The following is a 15,201-nucleotide window of genomic DNA, read 5'->3' as shown; positions in this document are numbered from 1 at the left end:
TGACTCACACTGCACGATAGTTTACCCGGTTGCCTTTTTAACTCGGTTGCGTTTCCATGGATCCCAACGGAACCGGCAACCGAGGAGTACGCATGCCCAAGCCCCCGACCACCGTGCTGATCACAGGATCCGGGCCGACCGGCCTGACCCTGGCCATCGATCTGGCCCGGCGGGACATCGGCGTACGGATCATCGACAAGTCCCCGCAGTTCCCGCGCAGTTCCCGGGCCAAGGGCCCCAACCCGCGCTCCCTGGAGGTCCTGGAGGACCTCGGTGTCGTCGAACAGGTGCTGGCCGCCGGATCGGCACCGCTGCCGATGCGCAAGTACCGCGGCGCAGAGGTGATCGCCGAGACCGACCCGTACGCGGCGGTCCGCCCGACGCCGGACGCCCCCTACGGCCGCCCGTGGCTGATCGCCCAGTGGCGGCTGGAGGAGATCCTGCGGGCCCGGCTCGCGGAGTACGGCGTACGGGTCGAGCTCGGCGCCGAACTCGTGGGGCTGGCCCAGGGCGACGACACCGTGACGGCGTCCCTGGCCGACGGCCGGGAGATCGGGGCCCGGTACCTGGTGGGCTGCGACGGCGGCCACAGCACGGTGCGCAAGCTGCTCGGCGTCCCGTTCGAGGGGAAGACGGACGAGGAGCAGATGATGGTCTGCGGCGACGTCGAGGCGCAGGGGCCGGACCGCGGTGCCTGGCACCAGTGGTTCGACGAGGACGGCGGCGTGATGCTCTGCCCGATCCCCGGCACCCGGTCGGGCTGGTGGTTCCAGGCCGCCCCCGAGACGGACGCCGCGGGCAGTCCCGTACCCCCGTCGCTGGAAAGCTTCCAGCGGCTCTTCGCCAAGCACACCGGACGCCCCGGCGGCCTCCTCTCCTCGGCCACCCTGCTCTCCACGTACCGGGTCAACGAGCGCATGGTGGACCGCTACCGGGTGGGCCGGGTGTTCCTGGCCGGTGACGCCGCGCATGTGCACGCCATCGCGGGCGGGCTGGGCATGAACACCGGTATCCAGGACGCGTTCAACCTGGGCTGGAAGCTGGCCCGGGTCGCCACCGGCCGGGCGGCTCCGGAGCTGCTCGACACCTACGAGGAGGAGCGGCTGCCGATCGCCGCCCACACCCTGGACATCACCGCGGAGCGGCTGCGGGCCACGCTGGAGGCGATCAAGGAGCCGGGCGGCGGCCTGGACTCGGCGATCACCCCGCAGACCTACGGCCTGGGCGACGGCTACCGCTGGAGCTCCCTGGCCCCCGCCGGCGGCACCGCCCGGCTCCGCGCGGGCGACCGCGCGCCGGACGCGCCCTGCCGCGACGCGGCCACCGGAGCGCCCCGCCGGCTGTTCGAGACCTTCGCCGGACCGCACTTCACCCTGCTCGGCTTCGGCGCGGGCACCGCACAGGCCCTGCGCGATGCGGCCGAGGCGCACGGCGACGAACTGCGGGCGCACGCGGTGGTCCGGGCGGACGGGGCCACCGGAGCAACCGGGCCGGCCGGAGGCGCCGCACACGGCGGGCTGACCGATGACGGCGGCCGGGCCCGCTCGGCGTACGGCATCGGGCCGGACGAGGACGACGTACTCGTACTGATCCGCCCGGACAACCACGTGGCACTCATCGCCCCGGCCGGGGACCACCGGGCCGTCGCGGAGTACCTGAAGGGTGCGGCATTGGAGCGAGCTTGAGCGAGTCACAGCGGGGCGTCCCCCGGATGACCCGCTGCTTATATTTTCCTCACATGTTATGACCCGACCCCTGCGCACGTCCGGGACGTCCCGGACGCTCCTGCGTACCGCGACCGCCACCGCCGCCCTGTCCGCCGTGTCCGTCCTCGCCTGCGGGATCGCTCCCACCGCGGTCGCGGACGACACGGTGGTGACCGTCCATCAGGACGGGCTCGGCCCCGACGGCCCCTGGCTCCGTCTCCAGGAAACGACCCCCGACCGGGACCCGGGGGTCCAGGTGGTCTCCCCGAAGCCCGACCCGGTCCATCTCAACGGCAGCCTGCGCCTCGCCATCGCGGCCGGGCAACAGGCCCAGGCCGCCCACTACTTCAACGCGACCTGGACGCCCGAACCGATCCAGCCGCTGCTGGACGCGGGCGTCTCGTACTGGGCGTACACGGCGTCCGAGGGCTCCAGCGTCACGAACATCGGCGCCAACCTCCAGCTCCCGGCGTCCTGCGGGGGCTTCACCACCCTGTCGTTCGAACCCGGCAACAACACGGACGCGCAGGGCGCGGCGCTGAAGCCGGACACCTGGCAGAAGTACCGGCTCACCGGCGACTCCGTGATGCGGACCTCGCGTGCGGTGGCGGGCATCCCGGCGGGCGGGGACGCCCCGCTGTCGCACTTCGTCACCGCGTGCGAGGGGGCGTACGGGGTGATCGCCAACATCGGCCGGCTCGGCGACCCGAACGGCACGCTGAACACGTACGTCGACAACATCACCGCCAAGGGCACCACCTGGGACTTCGCCGTCACCGGCCGGGCGTCGGCGGCGCTCACGGTCCCCGAGGAGATCAAGGCGGGCGACGGCCCCCGTCCGGCCGACGCCTCCTACAGCGACCCGGCGGACGGCCCCGAGTACCAGGGCATCGGCACGCGCCTGACGCTCAAGGGACCGGCCGGGCTGCAACCTGACCAGCTGACCGTCGTGTCCGAGGGCTCCGCGGTCCCCCTGACCCGGCAGACGGACGGATCGCTCACCGGAGAACTGCGGACCAACCTCCGGGCGGGCGCCACGCTGGAGCCGGGCGGGAAGGCCGGGGCCGCGTTCACCCTGGCCGCGGCCGAGGGCGCGCCGACCGGACGGCTCGACGTGACGACCGAACTGACCGTCACCGTCGACGGCACCGACGGTCCGGTGGGTACGGGCGTGAGCGCCACGGGCCACAGCCGGATCACCGCCGACACGGGTCCGGGCCCGTCGCCCTCCCCCACGCACCCCCACCACCCCAAGCCCACCCCGCCCGGCGGCGGTCACGGCGGCGGGCACGGCGGCGGCCACGGCAACGGCGGCGCACCCCTGCCGAACGGCCCGGTCGACGCGGGTGACGGCTCCACCGCGCTGACCGGCTCCGGCTCCGACGGCCTCTCCGGTCCCGGTACGGCGATCGGCGCGGCCGGGCTGCTGGCAGCCGTCGCCGCCGCTGTCGGCGGGCTCCGCACCGCGCGGCGCCGGCGCGGTTGAGCACCCGCCTCCCGCGGGAGCGGCCGCCCCGGCGGTCGTTCCCGCGCCCGGCCGGGGCGGCCGGGCTGATCCCGGCCGCCGCGGCGGCGCTGGTCCTGCTGCTGGGCTCCCCCCTCGCGGAGCCCGGCACCGGGGCCGCCCCCCGGTCCGGCCCCGCGTCCACGGCGGCGGCGCCCCTGCCCGCCGCCCGCCCCGTCCGTATCGACATCCCCGGACTCCGGGTCAGCGCACCCTTGGTGGACCTGACCCTGGACAGCGGGGGCAAGCTCGGCGTGCCCGATCCGGCGGACCGCAACCTGGCCGGCTGGTACCGGGACGGCGTGCCGCCGGGCTCCCCCGGCAACGCCATCGTGGTGGCCCACGTCGACACACCCACGGGCCCGGCCGCCTTCGCCGGACTCGACGCGCTGCGACCCGGCGCGCGGGTCGACGTACACCGCGCGGACGGGAAGGTCGCGACCTTCCGCATCTACGCGATCGACGAGTTCGAGAAGAGCGACTTCCCCAGCACCCGTGTCTACGGGCCGACGAAGGACGCCCAGCTCCGCCTGCTCACCTGCGGCGGCGCCTACGACCGCAGCGCGGGCGGCTACCAGTCCAACGTGGTGGCCTTCGCCCGGCTCGCGTCGGTCCGGGCGGCCTGAGAACTCCACTGCACCCGAACACCAATTCGACTCCACCGTCGAGTCGTACGAGCAAGAATGGCGTCATGCCCCTTGACTGGAAGATCGTCATCGACGCCGTCGACCCGCACGCCCAGGCGGGCTTCTGGGCCGATGCCCTCGGCTACGAGATCGAGGACAACAGCCCCTTGGTCGAACGCCTCCTGGGAATCGGAGCCGTACCGGAAGTGCTCACGACGACCGCGCACGGCCGGAAGGCCTGGCTCGACCTCGCGGCCGCCCGGCACCCGGACGACCCGTACGAGCCGGAGAGCGGAACGGGCCTCGGACGCCGCCTGCTGTTCCAGCGCGTCCCCGAGCCCAAGACGGTGAAGAACCGCCTCCACCTGGACGTGCACGCCGGACCGGACCGCCGGGAGGCGGAGGTGGCCCGACTGGAGCGGGTGGGCGCGCGGGTGCTCCGCAAGGTGGCGGAGCCGGGCGGGACCTGGACGGTGATGAGCGACCCGGAGGGCAACGAGTTCTGCGTGCAGTGACCTGGAGGGGCGGGGCCGATCGGCTTCGGGCCGTCGTCGGTGACGGCCACACCGACGGACCCGGTGGGCGCGTCCGGTCGAGTTCGCCGGACTGCCGGACACACTGCTTCAGGTGGCACCGCAGCTCGCCCGCGCCGCACCTGGCCGAGCGGGCTAACCAGCCGGGCAGGCACGGAAGTCGAGCCGCCCGAGCTCCGCCTCGGGCCAGTCCGACCCTGCGTAGGCGTCGGCCTCCCGGTTGCTCACAGAGATCCCGCCGCCGCTCTGGCGACCGATATGGCGGGCAGCCATGCCGTCCCCGGCCGACTGGAAGACTTGCAGCTCGGCGCGGCCGTCGTGGTCGGTGTCCGTGACCCACACCCCGTACACGAACGCCGACTCACCCATACGGATGGTGCCGGTCCGGTCACTGCTCAGGTCGCGGGCGAGGGGCCCGTAGTGCACCTCATGCACCAGCATGTTGTCCCGCATGCCGTCGCCCGCGTCGCGCTGAGTGTAGAAGAGCGCCAGATCGAGGTACCCGTCACCGTCGAAGTCGCCGAAGGTTCCCCGGGTCGCCATGTCCTCCTTCGGTGCGCCTCGCAGCTTCTGCCAGAACCCGCGGGCATCGCCGATGCCGACAGTGGTGCGGTGACCGTCTCTCCGGAAGACCACCGAGCCGGCACCATCGCGGTTCAGGTCGCGGATCTCGTCCAGGTGCCCGTCCGCGTCCACGTCGGCGCGCAGTGCGGTGGTACCGATGGCGCATACGGCCATGGGCGCATGGTCGCCCGGTTCGGGCCCGGCGCCCAGGGGAAGCCACAAGCCGCCGGCGATCACGCAGAGACCGGCTCCGGCAGCCGTGACGAGCCGGCGCCGACGCGTGCGCCGACGCCGACGCAGCAACGAGAGCTCTTCCCCGAGCGTGGATTGCTTCGGAACGGCAGGCAGGGGCATGACACGACCCTAGACCGTGCTGTGCCCGACCGGCGGTGGCTCCCCATGCCGGACCATCGCCGCAGGTCAGCGCCGCACAGCGGGACACGGCCTAGGCTTGCCCCATGCCTCTCCCACCCGCCTACGCCCTCGTCGCCACGGATCTGGACGGCACCCTGCTGCGCAGCGACGCCACCGTGAGCCCCCGCACCCGCGCCGCGCTCGGCCTCGCCACTGCCGCCGGGGCCCGCCACCTGGTGGCCACCGGCCGACCGGTGCCTGCCGTACGGGAGTTGTTCGCCGCGCTGGGGTACCGGGGGCTCGCCGTCTGCGGGCAGGGAACGCAGGTGTACGACGCCGGGGCCGGGCGCATGATCCGTGCGGTCGGCCTGGACCGGGAGGCGGCCGCCACCGCGCTCGGCAAGATAGAGGCCCAGGTGGGGCAGGTCTTCGCCGCGGTGGACCAGGACGGGGTCGACGGCCGGACCCTGATCGAGCCGGGCTTTCCCATGCCGCGCCCCCCGCTGTCGGCCCTCCGGACGCTCCACCGCGACGCGTTGTGGGCCGCTCCGGTCATCAAGGTGCTGATCCGTCATCCGGAGCTCGACGACGACACGCTGGCGGCCGCCGCCCACGCGGCCGTCGGGGATCTGGCGACCGTCACCCTGTCCGGGCCGGGCACGGTCGAGCTCCAGCCGTACGGCATCGACAAGGGCGCCGGGATCGCGCTCGTCGCCGAGCACCTGGGGCTGGACCCGGCCACCGCGATCGCCTTCGGTGACATGCCGAACGACCTGCCGATGTTCCGCAGTTGCGGGTACGGGGTGGCGATGGCCAACGCCCATCCGCTCCTGCGGGCCGCGGCGGACGAGGTGACCCTGTCCCACGAGGACGACGGGGTCGCGGTCGTCCTGGAGCGGGTCTTCGGCTGACGCGGCGCCCGTCAGGGCCGGCCCGGACCGTGCCCTTCCTCGCCGGGTCCGGGCACGGCCAGCAGGAATTCGGCGCCGCCTTCGAGCATCCGCGCCACGTCGGCCGAGCGCGGGAGCATCGTCTCCTCGTAGCCGCGCACCGCGTCGTCGACGGTGGCGGAGCGCACGAGCGAGAGCGCGAGTTCACTGGCGTCGAGCATGGCGAGGTTGACGCCGACGCCCAGCGGCGGCATGAGGTGTGCGGCATCCCCGAGGAGCGTCACGCCGGGCGAGTGCTCCCAGGTGTGCGGCACCGGCAGGGCGAGGATCGGGCGGTCGACGTAGGGGCCGTCGTTGTCGGTGATCATCCGGAGCACCTCAGGTGACCAGCCCGCGTACTCGCCGAGCAGCTGCGCGCGGATGCCCTCGGTGTCCTCGGGGCGGAGTCCCGTCGCGGCGATCCAGTCCACGGGGACGCGCCGCATGATGTAGACGCGCAGGTGGCCGCCGCTGTTCTGCTGCGCGAACAGGCCCCGCTCTCCGTCGGCGGCGTGGGCGCTGCCCTTCCCGACCAGTTCGCGGAGCTCGGGGTGCGCGGTCTCCATGTCGTCGAACCGCGCCTCCAGGAAGCCGACCCCCGTGTAGTGCGGCGCTGCGGGCGACACCGCGGTGCGGACGCGGGAGAAGGCGCCGTCCGCGCCGATGACGAGATCGGCCTCGACGGCCGTCCCGTCGGTGAACGTCAGCGTGCGCGGGCCGCCGGCCGGTCCGCTCACGGACTCGAGAGCGCGTCCCCACTGGACCGTTCCCGGTGCGAGCGAGCGCAGCAGGAGGTCGCGCAGCTGTCCGCGGTCGATCTCGGGGCGGGCCGTTTCGCCCTCGTCCGGAACGTGGTGGGCGATGACGCCCCCCGCCGGGTCCAGTCGGCGCATCTCCTGCCCCTCGAACCGGGCGAACGCGAAGAACTCCTCCAGCAGGCCGGCCTCGCGGAGGGCGAGCTGGCCGTCTTCCTCGTGCAGGTCGAGCGAGCCTCCCTGGTTCCGGGAGGTCCGGTCCGGATCGCGGTCGTACACGGTCACCGCGATGCCGTGCCGCTGGAGGATGCGTGCGCAGGTGAGGCCTCCCGGGCCTGCGCCGATGACGCCTATGCGGGCGTCGGCGGGTGTCGGACTGTTCATGGTGGATTCCCCTCGTCGGCGGGGTCGCGGCGACGCCACGGCGCGGCGGTCTCCGGTGTCGCGGCCGGATCGGCGGCAACCCCTGTCGGTACCCAGCAAAGCAGGAACGAGTACATAACTGCAACCGTTACAGTTTCTGCTTCGTTCCAGCTGTGGGGTACGGTGGGCACCATGTCCGACACTCCGACCGTTGGCCGCCGCGAGCGCAAGAAGGCCGCGACCAGGCAGGCCATCGCCGACGCCGCTCTGGAACTGTTCCTGGAGCACGGATTCGAACGAGTGAGCGTCCGTGACGTCGCCGAAAGGGCCGACGTCTCGACGACGACCCTCTTCGCGCACTTCCCGGGCAAGGAGGCCCTGGTCTTCGACCGCGAGGCGGAGGTCGAGGCCGCGCTGACCGCCGCCGTCCGCGATCGGCCCCCGGGCCAGGACGTGGTCGAAGCGCTCCGCGCCCACGCCCTGACGTCGTGGGTGCGGGTCGCGTCGGATCCGCGTCGGGACCGGTTCACCGCACTGGTGGACGGGACGCCCGCGCTGCGCGAGTACTGGGAACGCATGTGGATGCGGCACGCGGGCGCGCTCGGCGCCGTGATCGCGGAGGAACTCGGCCGGGAGGCCGATGACCTCGCGTGCTCGGCGCTCGCACGGTTCGTCCTGGAGGTCCCGGCCCTGGCCATGGCCGGAAACGATCCGCGCGCCTCCGTGGAGACGGTGTTCGATCTGCTGACGTACGGCTGGAAGTCGTCACAGCCCGACTCCGGGGACACGGCCGCGGAGCCCCGGAAGGGCTGACCCGCCGGCCGGGCCGGCCCTGATCCGCCAGGGGTCGCGCGAGCTCTTACGACCTGGTCCGCTCCCTATCGCGCACCAGGTCGTTACGTGACCGCGCCCAGCGACCGCAGCACATGGTCGACCAGCGACGCCACCGCCTCCGCGTCCTGCATCGGCTTGCGCAGCACGTGGCGGTAGTAGACCGGGCCGTACAGCATCTCCACCGCCAGCCGCAGATCGGCGCCCGGCGGGATCTGACCCCGCTCCTGAGCGACGCGCAGCCGGGCGACCACCTCTTCGAAGCGGGGTTCGATCAGCTGGGTGCGGACCGTTTCGGCCAGCTCGTCGTCGTGGTGGACCTCGGAGAGTATCCCGGCGTACGCGGGCCCGTAGGGCGGCACGGACAGCACGCCGACCGCACCGGTCACATGGGTCCGCAGGTCCGCGGCGATGTCGTCGGTGTCGATGGACGGGTTGGCCTGGACCAGCGCCTCCGTGAACGCCTCCAGCAGCACCGCGCTCTTCGACGGCCACCAGCGGTAGATCGTCTTCTTGCTGACACCCGCCCGCGCCGCGATCGCCTCGACGGTGACGCGGCCGTAGCCCTTCTCCGTACAGAGGTCGAGGGCGGCTTCCAGGGTCGCCCTGCGTGAGCTCTCGCTGCGGCGCAGTGAACTCGGCGATGTGATCATTCGGTGAGCATAGGGCCGTTCGTGCCCATCGTTGTTGACAGCCCGTCGCCAGAAGTCGAACAATGCTCAGGCGGAAACGGAACGTACCGTGTCGGCTCGTTCCCACCCTTCGCACCGTTCGTGCCGTTCGTGCCGCGACGAGCCGATCGGGGGACGGCTCGCCCGGCCGGCGGTACGGGTGAGAGCCCCGGCCGAGGTCAGGCCGTGATGTCCTTCGCCGTGAAACGCGCCCAGGCCGCCGAGCCGAACACCACCGCGTACAGCCCCTGGAGCTCCAGGTTCCTCACCAGGTCGTCCCAGTAGACCGGGGCGCGCAGCAGGTCCGCGAAGGACAGCCAGTAGTGCGGGAAGAGGTACGGGTGAATCCCGTGCAACTGCGGAATGGTGTCCACGATCTGCACGGTGACCAGGACCCCGACCGTCGCCGCCATGGCCGCGATGCCGCTGTTGGTGAGGGTCGAGACGAACAGTCCGAGCGCCGCGAAGCCGATCAGTGACGCCGCGACCGCCACCGCGACCAGCGCCGCTCTGAACAGGCCCTCACCGAAGCCGATCCGGGTGCCGGAGATCGTCGTGACGTCGCCGACCGGGAACAGCAGCGCGCCCACGGCCAGCGCGGACGCCGCCACGACCAGGGTCGCGATCAGGCAGAAGGCCAGCGTGGTGGCGTACTTGGCGAGCAGCAGCCGGGTCCGCCCGGCCGGCGCGACCAGCAGGTAGCGCAGCGTCCCCGCGTTGGCCTCGCCCGCGACGGAGTCGCCCGCGATGACGCCCACCGCCATCGGGAGGAAGACCGGGAGCGTGGCGGCGAGGGAGGCGAAGACCAGGAAGAGGCCGTTGTTGGTCACCTGGGAGAGGAACGCGGGCCCGGCCCCGCCCTCGCCGGGACCGGCCGAGGAGCCGTTCGCCGTCTCGATCCGGACCGCGATCCCGATCAGTACGGGGACGACCGCCAGCACCCCGAGCAGGGCGACGGTGCGCCAACGGCGCAGGGTGGTGGTCAGTTCGGAGCGGAGGATGCCGAGCGTCCACAGCGGGTTGCGCCGGAGCGGGCGGGCCTCCTCGCGTACCTGTTCAGCCTGCGACATCGAATCCCTCTCCGGTGAGCGCGACGAAGGCGTCCTCCAGGGAGGCCCGTTCGACGCCGAAGGACCTGACCCGGACTCCGCCGCGCACCAGGGCGGCGTTCAGGTCGGACAGTTCCACGGAGCCCGGTGGGGCGTCGGCCCGTACCCGGTCTCCGTCGACGGTGAGCCCGGTGACTCCGTGTTCCTTCAGGACGCGGGCGGCACCGGCCGGGTCCGGGGTGGTGACGGCGAGCCGGCCGCGGGTTCCTGCCGCGAGGTCGGCGACCGGGCCCTGGGTGAGCAGCCGGCCCCGTGCCATGACCGCCGCGTGCGTGCAGACCTGCTCGATCTCGTCCAGCAGGTGGGAGGAGAGGAACACCGTGGTGCCCTCGGCCGCCAGCTCCCGGACCAGGGTGCGGATCTCCCTCATGCCCTGCGGGTCCAGGCCGTTGGTCGGCTCGTCCAGGACGAGCAGCCGGCGCGGCCGGAGCAGGGCCGCGGCCAGGCCGAGCCGCTGCTTCATGCCCAGCGAGTACGCCCGCGCCTTCTTGCCGCCCGCGGCGGCCAGGCCGACCCGCTCCAGGGCGCCGGCGACGCGGGCGCGGCGGGTGCGCGGATCGGCGGTCGGGTCGGCGCAGTCGAAGCGCACGAGGTTGTCCCGGCCGCTCAGGAACCCGTACAGCGCGGGCCCCTCGATCAGCGTCCCGACGTGCGGGAGCACGGTGCGGGCCGCGTCCGGCATGGGGCGGCCCAGGACCCGTGCCGTGCCGGACGTAGGGTCGATCAGCCCCATCAGCATCCGGATGGTGGTGGTCTTCCCGGAGCCGTTGGGGCCCAGGAAGCCGAAGACGCTGCCGCCGGGGACGGTGAGGTCGAGCCCGTCGACGGCGAGCTGGCCGCCCCGGTACCGCTTGGTCAGGCCCCGGGTCTCGATCACGGGGGCGGCCTCCGCCGTCGGCCGTGGACCGCTCACGGTCCCGGGGCCGGTCACCGGCTCGGTCTCGGTCATGCGTACTCCCCATGGGTTCGCCGGAACGGACTCGCCGAACGGGTTCGCCGGAGCGGATGCGCGGCAGCGGGCGCGGATCGCGTCCGCCCCGCCGTACGGAGGCTACGGCGGGGCGGATGCTCGGTGCACGCGTTGGCGGTGGTGTCGGGTGACAGAGACTGCCGGGTCACCCCCACGGGCTTCTCAGCCGGCGTTGTCCGCCGCCTTCACCAGCGCGTCCTTCGTGACCGCGCCGACGTACACCCGGCCGTCATCGGTCATCAGCGCGTTGACCAGGCGGGTCTTGAAGACCGTGCCCGAACCGAACTTGCCGGTGACCTTGTCGCCCATCGAGCCCAGCAAATCCTGCGCCTCGGCCGGTACGTCACCCGACGCCTTCGACGGGAGGCCCTTGCCACCGGGGGCCTTGATCTCGGCGATGCTGTTCCAGCCCTCGCCGATCACGTTCAGGCCCTTGAGCTCGCTCAGAGCGCCCTCGGCCTTCTGCGCCTTCCCGGCCTTCTCGTGGTTTCCGGCGCTGTCGGCCTCGGTGACCTCGGCGCCCTTGGGCGGGGTGAAGGAGAACGAGGACGCGTCCGGCTTGCCGAAGTCGACGGAGGTGAACCCCGCGTCGATCGCGGCCTTGCCACCGCTGCTGGGCTGGAGCGTGAACTTGAGCGGTACCCCGGTCTTCGCGTCCACCGCGACGGTGATCGAACCGATCGTGGAGCCGCTCTGCTCGGGCTTGATGACCAGCCGGTACGCATCGCGGCCCGCGACCTGCGCGGTGCCCCCGACCTTCACGGACGTGGTGCCGTCGGCGGCCTTGAGGGCCTGTTCGGCGAAGGCCTTCGGGGTGGTCGGTACGCCGTCCGGGGCCGGGTGCTCGCCGCGCTTCGCGGCGTCCCCCGCCTTCTCCTTGGCGTGGTAGACCGCGTTCGACTTGCTGTCGTACGCCCAGACCTGGTCACCGTTGTGGATGAGGCTGTACTCGGACGCGTTGTCCAGGATGGACACCCGCTGCTTGTCGGGGCCGTCGGCGGCCACCCGGAGGGTGTGCGTGCCGGACGCCAGCTCCGTCAGCTTCGCCTGCGGGTCGGCGCTCGCCGCGCCCTTGTCCCCCGCGCCGTCCGGGATGAAGGAGCCGGCCAGTCCGCCCAGCGACGGGATGCCGAGGTCGGTGCTGATCTTCACCGTGCCGGACAGCTGCTGCGTGTCCGATGCGGCGATCTTCTCGATGAGTTCCTGTGCGCTGATCTCCGGCAGATCGGGGTCGCCCGAGCTCGCGAGCGCCGGGACCAGCCCGATCGTCGCGGCCGCCACGCCCGCCACCGCTACCGGGACGATGTAGCGGACCGCCTTCCGGCGGACTGCGACGGTGCCCGTGGTGCCGTGCGGGGCCGTGCCGTTGGTCCCTGCGCTGTCGTTCGGTGCCATGTGTGCCCTACCTCCGTGGTCGGCGGCTTCCGTCCGGATGCACTCGTCCACTCCGTGCCGCCATTCTCACCCGTTTTGGTCAGGAGTGGTTGTCCTCCATCTGACCAAAACGGGCGGCCCGAAGCGTCAGCCCGGGGGAGCAACTCCTCGTACCTCTTCGGTATGACACCGCGGGGCTGTCGCTGCGCCGACCCTTAGGGGACAGCCAGCAGACCGGGGCTCAGCCCGCGCGGTGCACCACGGCGTCGCACATCTCTTCCAGCGCGGACTTGGCGTAGCAGCCGGGCAGCGGGGCCAGCGTGGCCCGCGCCTCCTCGGCGTACCGGATGGTGTCGCGCCGGGCCTGGTCGAGCGCCGGGTGGGCGCGCAGCCGGCGCAGCGCCTCGGCGAGCCGTCCGCTGTCGGTCAGGTCGCCGTCCAGCAGCTCGACGAGCTCCAGGTCGTCCGGCTTGCCGTCGGCCTCGGCCTGCGCCCTCAGACGGAGCACGGGCAGCGTCGGGATGCCTTCGAGGAGGTCGGTGCCGGGGGTCTTGCCGGACTCGTGGGAGTCGGAGGCGATGTCGAGGACGTCGTCGGCGAGCTGGAAGGCGACGCCGAGCCGTTCGCCGTACTGGGTGAGGGTGTCGGTCGCCGAATCGCCGGCACCGGCCATCATCGCGCCGAACCGGCAGGCCACGGCGACCAGCGAACCGGTCTTGCCGCGCATCACCTCAAGGTAGTGGTCGACCGGGTCGCGGCCGTCGCGCGGGCCCGCGGTCTCCAGGATCTGGCCGGTGACCAGGCGCTCGAACGCCTCCGCCTGGATGCGCACCGCCTCGGGGCCGAGGTCGGCCAGGATGTGCGACGCGCGCGCGAAGAGAAAATCGCCGGTCAGCACCGCCACCGAGTTGCCCCAGCGGGAATTGGCGCTGTCGACCCCGCGCCGTACGTCGGCCTCGTCCATCACGTCGTCGTGGTACAGCGTCGCGAGGTGCGTCAGCTCGACGACCACGGCGGCGGGCACCACGCCCGGGGCGTCGGCGTCACCGAACTGGGCCGCCAGCATCGCGAGCAGCGGCCGGAACCGTTTTCCCCCCGCGTGCACCAGGTGCTGCGCGGCCTCGGTGATGAAGGGCACCTCGCTCTTGGTCGCATCGAGCAGCCCCGACTCGACAGCAGCCAAACCGGCCTGGACACCGGCTTCAAGGGCCTGGTCCCGCACGCTCAGTCCGAACGGCCCGACGACGGTCACGAGGGGATCTCCTGTCTGCTGACGATCACACGGAATGTCGATGTGTCGCTGTCATCACTCAAGTCAGCGTATCCGGTCCCCTTTGGATCACCGTGGGCGCCTTCCCGCCACCGCCGGTATGTTCGGGATCAGCTCATACGATCAGGAGTTGTCCCTTTGTCCCACACCGCCACCGACACCGAACCCTCCCAGCCCCCGCCCGGCGACGACCACGCCTTCTTCGGCCAGCCACGGGGTCTGATGACCCTGTCCGGCCTGGAGGTCTGGGAGCGGTTCTCGTTCCTCGGCATGCAGGCGATCCTGGTCCTCTACTTCGCCGACACCGTCGCCAACGGCGGCATGGGGATGGAAGCGGGTACCGCCGCGTCCGTCTCCGCCGCCTACGGCACCCTCGTCTACCTGGTCTCGGTGGCCGGCGGCTGGCTGGCCGACCGGATTCTCGGCTCGTACCGCGCCGTCCTGTACGGCGGCATCCTCATCGCCGTCGGGCATTACTCCATGGCGGTGCCCACCGACGCCATGACCTGGGTCGGCCTCGGCCTGATCAGTGCCGGAACGGGCCTGCTCAAGCCCAATGTGGCCACCATGGTCGGCAAGCTCTACCGCACCGAGGACGAGCGCCGGGACGCCGGCTTCGCCCTCTACTACATGGGCATCAACATCGGTGCGTTCCTCGGCCCGCTGATCACCGGCTGGCTCGGTGACCACGCGAGCTGGCACTGGGGCTTCTCGGCCGCCGCCTTCGGCATGACGATCGGCCTGATCCAGTACGTACTGGGCCGGCGTCACCTGGCCGGGCGTAAGAACGCCGCCGAATTCGCCCTGGCCCCCGCGCCGATGCGCCGGGCCGTCCGGCTCATCGTCATCGGCGTCGTCGTGGTCGCCGCACTCGCCACCGCACTGGCGCTGGCGGGCTGGCTGACCATGGACCGCTTCGTCGACCTGCTCACCCTCATCTCGGTGATCGCACCGGTCGTGTACTTCGTGGTGATGTTCAGGAGCCCCCGGGTCAGCGCCGAGGAGCGCGGCAGGCTGCGCCCGTACGTGGTGCTGTTCCTGGCCTCCGTCGTCTTCAACTTCATCCTCTTCCAGGCGTACTCGACGATGATGCTGCTGGCGTCGGCGAACGCCCGCACGGAGATCCTCGGCTTCCACTTCCCGGCCTCCTGGTACGCCTCGGCGCTCGGCGCGTTCGAGGTGGCACTCGCCCCGGTGGTCGCGGCCGTCTGGGCGAGGATGGGCCCGCGCCAGCCGCACGCGTCCAACAAGATCGCGATCGGGGTGATCCTGGGCGGGCTCTCGTTCCTGCTGATGGTCCTGCCGACCTCCGGTCACTCCGACGACACCTACAAGATGGCCGCCTGGTGGATCGTCGGCTCGTACCTGCTGCTCGGCCTCGGCGACATCCTGCTGGAGACCTCCGGCATGTCCGCGACCACGAAGCTCGCCCCCAAGGCGTTCGCCAGCCAGACCATGGCGCTCTGGTTCCTCTCCCTGGCCCTCGCCAACGGAATCCAGGCCCAGATCGTGAAGCTGTACGGCGAGGTCTCCAACCCCGCCTACTTCGGTGTCAATGGCGCTATCGCGGTGGCGGCCGGTGTGGCCGTCGTCGCCGCCGCCCCCTGGCTCAAGCGCACCATGCACCCCGTCCACTGAGGTA

Annotated in this window: 14 protein-coding genes; 7 read left to right on the top strand and 7 right to left on the bottom strand. The window is 72.2% G+C overall.

Going from position 1 to position 15,201, the window contains the following annotated elements:
* Window positions 1-92: 92 nt before the first annotated feature.
* The 4 genes from AB0I52_RS07235 (at window position 93) to AB0I52_RS07220 (ending at window position 4,351) form a co-directional block, all read left to right on the top strand.
* The gene (locus AB0I52_RS07235) at window positions 93-1,685 is read left to right on the top strand and encodes an FAD-dependent monooxygenase (RefSeq protein WP_363069774.1); all 1,593 of its coding nucleotides are present in this window, start codon (window positions 93-95) and stop codon (window positions 1,683-1,685) included.
* Between the two features lie 58 nt (window positions 1,686-1,743).
* Window positions 1,744-3,192, top strand: a complete 1,449-nt coding sequence (locus AB0I52_RS07230) for a hypothetical protein (RefSeq protein WP_363069772.1) — start codon at window positions 1,744-1,746, stop codon at window positions 3,190-3,192.
* Window positions 3,189-3,836, top strand: coding sequence for a class F sortase (locus AB0I52_RS07225; RefSeq protein WP_363069770.1), 648 nt, complete (start codon window positions 3,189-3,191; stop codon window positions 3,834-3,836). Before AB0I52_RS07230 ends, AB0I52_RS07225 begins: the two co-directional genes overlap by 4 nt.
* 65 nt (window positions 3,837-3,901) lie before the next feature.
* Entirely contained in the window at window positions 3,902-4,351 is a 450-nt protein-coding gene (locus AB0I52_RS07220) for a VOC family protein (RefSeq protein ID WP_363069768.1), read from the top strand.
* 153 nt (window positions 4,352-4,504) lie between these two features.
* Here the strand turns inward: AB0I52_RS07220 and AB0I52_RS07215 are convergent, their stop codons facing one another.
* Window positions 4,505-5,107 (bottom strand): hypothetical protein, encoded by a 603-nt coding sequence (locus tag AB0I52_RS07215; protein WP_363069766.1) that lies wholly within the window; start codon window positions 5,105-5,107, stop codon window positions 4,505-4,507.
* Window positions 5,108-5,391: 284 nt separating this feature from the next.
* Between AB0I52_RS07215 and AB0I52_RS07210 the strand changes: the two genes are divergently transcribed.
* Window positions 5,392-6,198 carry an HAD family hydrolase gene (locus AB0I52_RS07210; RefSeq protein WP_363069764.1) on the top strand — a complete coding sequence of 269 codons (807 nt, stop codon included), beginning with the start codon at window positions 5,392-5,394 and terminating at the stop codon, window positions 6,196-6,198.
* Between the two features lie 11 nt (window positions 6,199-6,209).
* Here AB0I52_RS07210 and AB0I52_RS07205 read toward each other — a convergent pair whose 3' ends face one another.
* Window positions 6,210-7,355: an NAD(P)/FAD-dependent oxidoreductase gene (locus AB0I52_RS07205; RefSeq protein WP_363069762.1), complete on the bottom strand. Its 1,146-nt coding sequence runs from the start codon at window positions 7,353-7,355 to the stop codon at window positions 6,210-6,212.
* 171 nt (window positions 7,356-7,526) lie between these two features.
* Here AB0I52_RS07205 and AB0I52_RS07200 point away from each other — a divergent pair, with 171 nt between their 5' ends.
* The gene (locus AB0I52_RS07200) at window positions 7,527-8,147 is read left to right on the top strand and encodes a TetR/AcrR family transcriptional regulator (protein WP_363069760.1); all 621 of its coding nucleotides are present in this window, start codon (window positions 7,527-7,529) and stop codon (window positions 8,145-8,147) included.
* Window positions 8,148-8,230: 83 nt separating this feature from the next.
* On the opposite strand, the gene AB0I52_RS07195 is transcribed toward AB0I52_RS07200, so the two are convergent.
* The 5 genes from AB0I52_RS07195 to AB0I52_RS07175 all read right to left on the bottom strand — a co-directional run bounded on the left by AB0I52_RS07195 (window position 8,231) and on the right by AB0I52_RS07175 (window position 13,541).
* The gene (locus tag AB0I52_RS07195; protein ID WP_363069758.1) at window positions 8,231-8,818 is read right to left on the bottom strand and encodes a TetR/AcrR family transcriptional regulator; all 588 of its coding nucleotides are present in this window, start codon (window positions 8,816-8,818) and stop codon (window positions 8,231-8,233) included.
* A 197-nt stretch (window positions 8,819-9,015) separates the two neighbouring features.
* The gene (locus AB0I52_RS07190) at window positions 9,016-9,906 is read right to left on the bottom strand and encodes an ABC transporter permease (RefSeq protein WP_363069756.1); all 891 of its coding nucleotides are present in this window, start codon (window positions 9,904-9,906) and stop codon (window positions 9,016-9,018) included.
* Window positions 9,893-10,894 carry an ABC transporter ATP-binding protein gene (locus tag AB0I52_RS07185; RefSeq protein WP_363069754.1) on the bottom strand — a complete coding sequence of 334 codons (1,002 nt, stop codon included), beginning with the start codon at window positions 10,892-10,894 and terminating at the stop codon, window positions 9,893-9,895. The genes AB0I52_RS07190 and AB0I52_RS07185 overlap by 14 nt, the downstream gene beginning before the upstream one ends.
* A gap of 183 nt (window positions 10,895-11,077) precedes the next feature.
* Complete coding sequence (locus tag AB0I52_RS07180) at window positions 11,078-12,310, bottom strand: DUF2092 domain-containing protein (RefSeq protein WP_363069752.1); 1,233 nt, start codon at window positions 12,308-12,310, stop codon at window positions 11,078-11,080.
* A gap of 220 nt (window positions 12,311-12,530) precedes the next feature.
* The gene (locus tag AB0I52_RS07175; RefSeq protein ID WP_362960536.1) at window positions 12,531-13,541 is read right to left on the bottom strand and encodes a polyprenyl synthetase family protein; all 1,011 of its coding nucleotides are present in this window, start codon (window positions 13,539-13,541) and stop codon (window positions 12,531-12,533) included.
* Window positions 13,542-13,697: 156 nt separating this feature from the next.
* On the opposite strand from AB0I52_RS07175, the gene AB0I52_RS07170 reads away from it, so the two are divergent.
* Window positions 13,698-15,197: a peptide MFS transporter gene (locus tag AB0I52_RS07170; RefSeq protein ID WP_363069750.1), complete on the top strand. Its 1,500-nt coding sequence runs from the start codon at window positions 13,698-13,700 to the stop codon at window positions 15,195-15,197.
* The last annotated feature ends 4 nt before the right edge of the window (window positions 15,198-15,201 follow it).

The sequence above is a fragment of the Streptomyces sp. NPDC050423 genome (assembly GCF_040655445.1).
GTDB lineage: Bacteria > Actinomycetota > Actinomycetes > Streptomycetales > Streptomycetaceae > Streptomyces.
Note: the sequence above shows the minus strand (reverse complement) of the source record. Positions and strands in the feature narration are given on the sequence as shown.

Excerpts from the sequence above, each read along its gene's own strand:
- AB0I52_RS07235 (WP_363069774.1), top strand. The coding sequence starts at position 93 with ATGCCCAAGCCCCCGACCACCGTGCTGATCACAGGATCCGGGCCGACC.
- AB0I52_RS07230 (WP_363069772.1), top strand. The coding sequence starts at position 1,744 with ATGACCCGACCCCTGCGCACGTCCGGGACGTCCCGGACGCTCCTGCGT.
- AB0I52_RS07220 (WP_363069768.1), top strand. The coding sequence starts at position 3,902 with ATGCCCCTTGACTGGAAGATCGTCATCGACGCCGTCGACCCGCACGCC.
- AB0I52_RS07215 (WP_363069766.1), bottom strand. The coding sequence starts at position 5,107 with ATGGCCGTATGCGCCATCGGTACCACCGCACTGCGCGCCGACGTGGAC.
- AB0I52_RS07210 (WP_363069764.1), top strand. The coding sequence starts at position 5,392 with ATGCCTCTCCCACCCGCCTACGCCCTCGTCGCCACGGATCTGGACGGC.
- AB0I52_RS07205 (WP_363069762.1), bottom strand. The coding sequence starts at position 7,355 with ATGAACAGTCCGACACCCGCCGACGCCCGCATAGGCGTCATCGGCGCA.
- AB0I52_RS07200 (WP_363069760.1), top strand. The coding sequence starts at position 7,527 with ATGTCCGACACTCCGACCGTTGGCCGCCGCGAGCGCAAGAAGGCCGCG.
- AB0I52_RS07195 (WP_363069758.1), bottom strand. The coding sequence starts at position 8,818 with ATGATCACATCGCCGAGTTCACTGCGCCGCAGCGAGAGCTCACGCAGG.
- AB0I52_RS07190 (WP_363069756.1), bottom strand. The coding sequence starts at position 9,906 with ATGTCGCAGGCTGAACAGGTACGCGAGGAGGCCCGCCCGCTCCGGCGC.
- AB0I52_RS07185 (WP_363069754.1), bottom strand. The coding sequence starts at position 10,894 with ATGACCGAGACCGAGCCGGTGACCGGCCCCGGGACCGTGAGCGGTCCA.
- AB0I52_RS07180 (WP_363069752.1), bottom strand. The coding sequence starts at position 12,310 with ATGGCACCGAACGACAGCGCAGGGACCAACGGCACGGCCCCGCACGGC.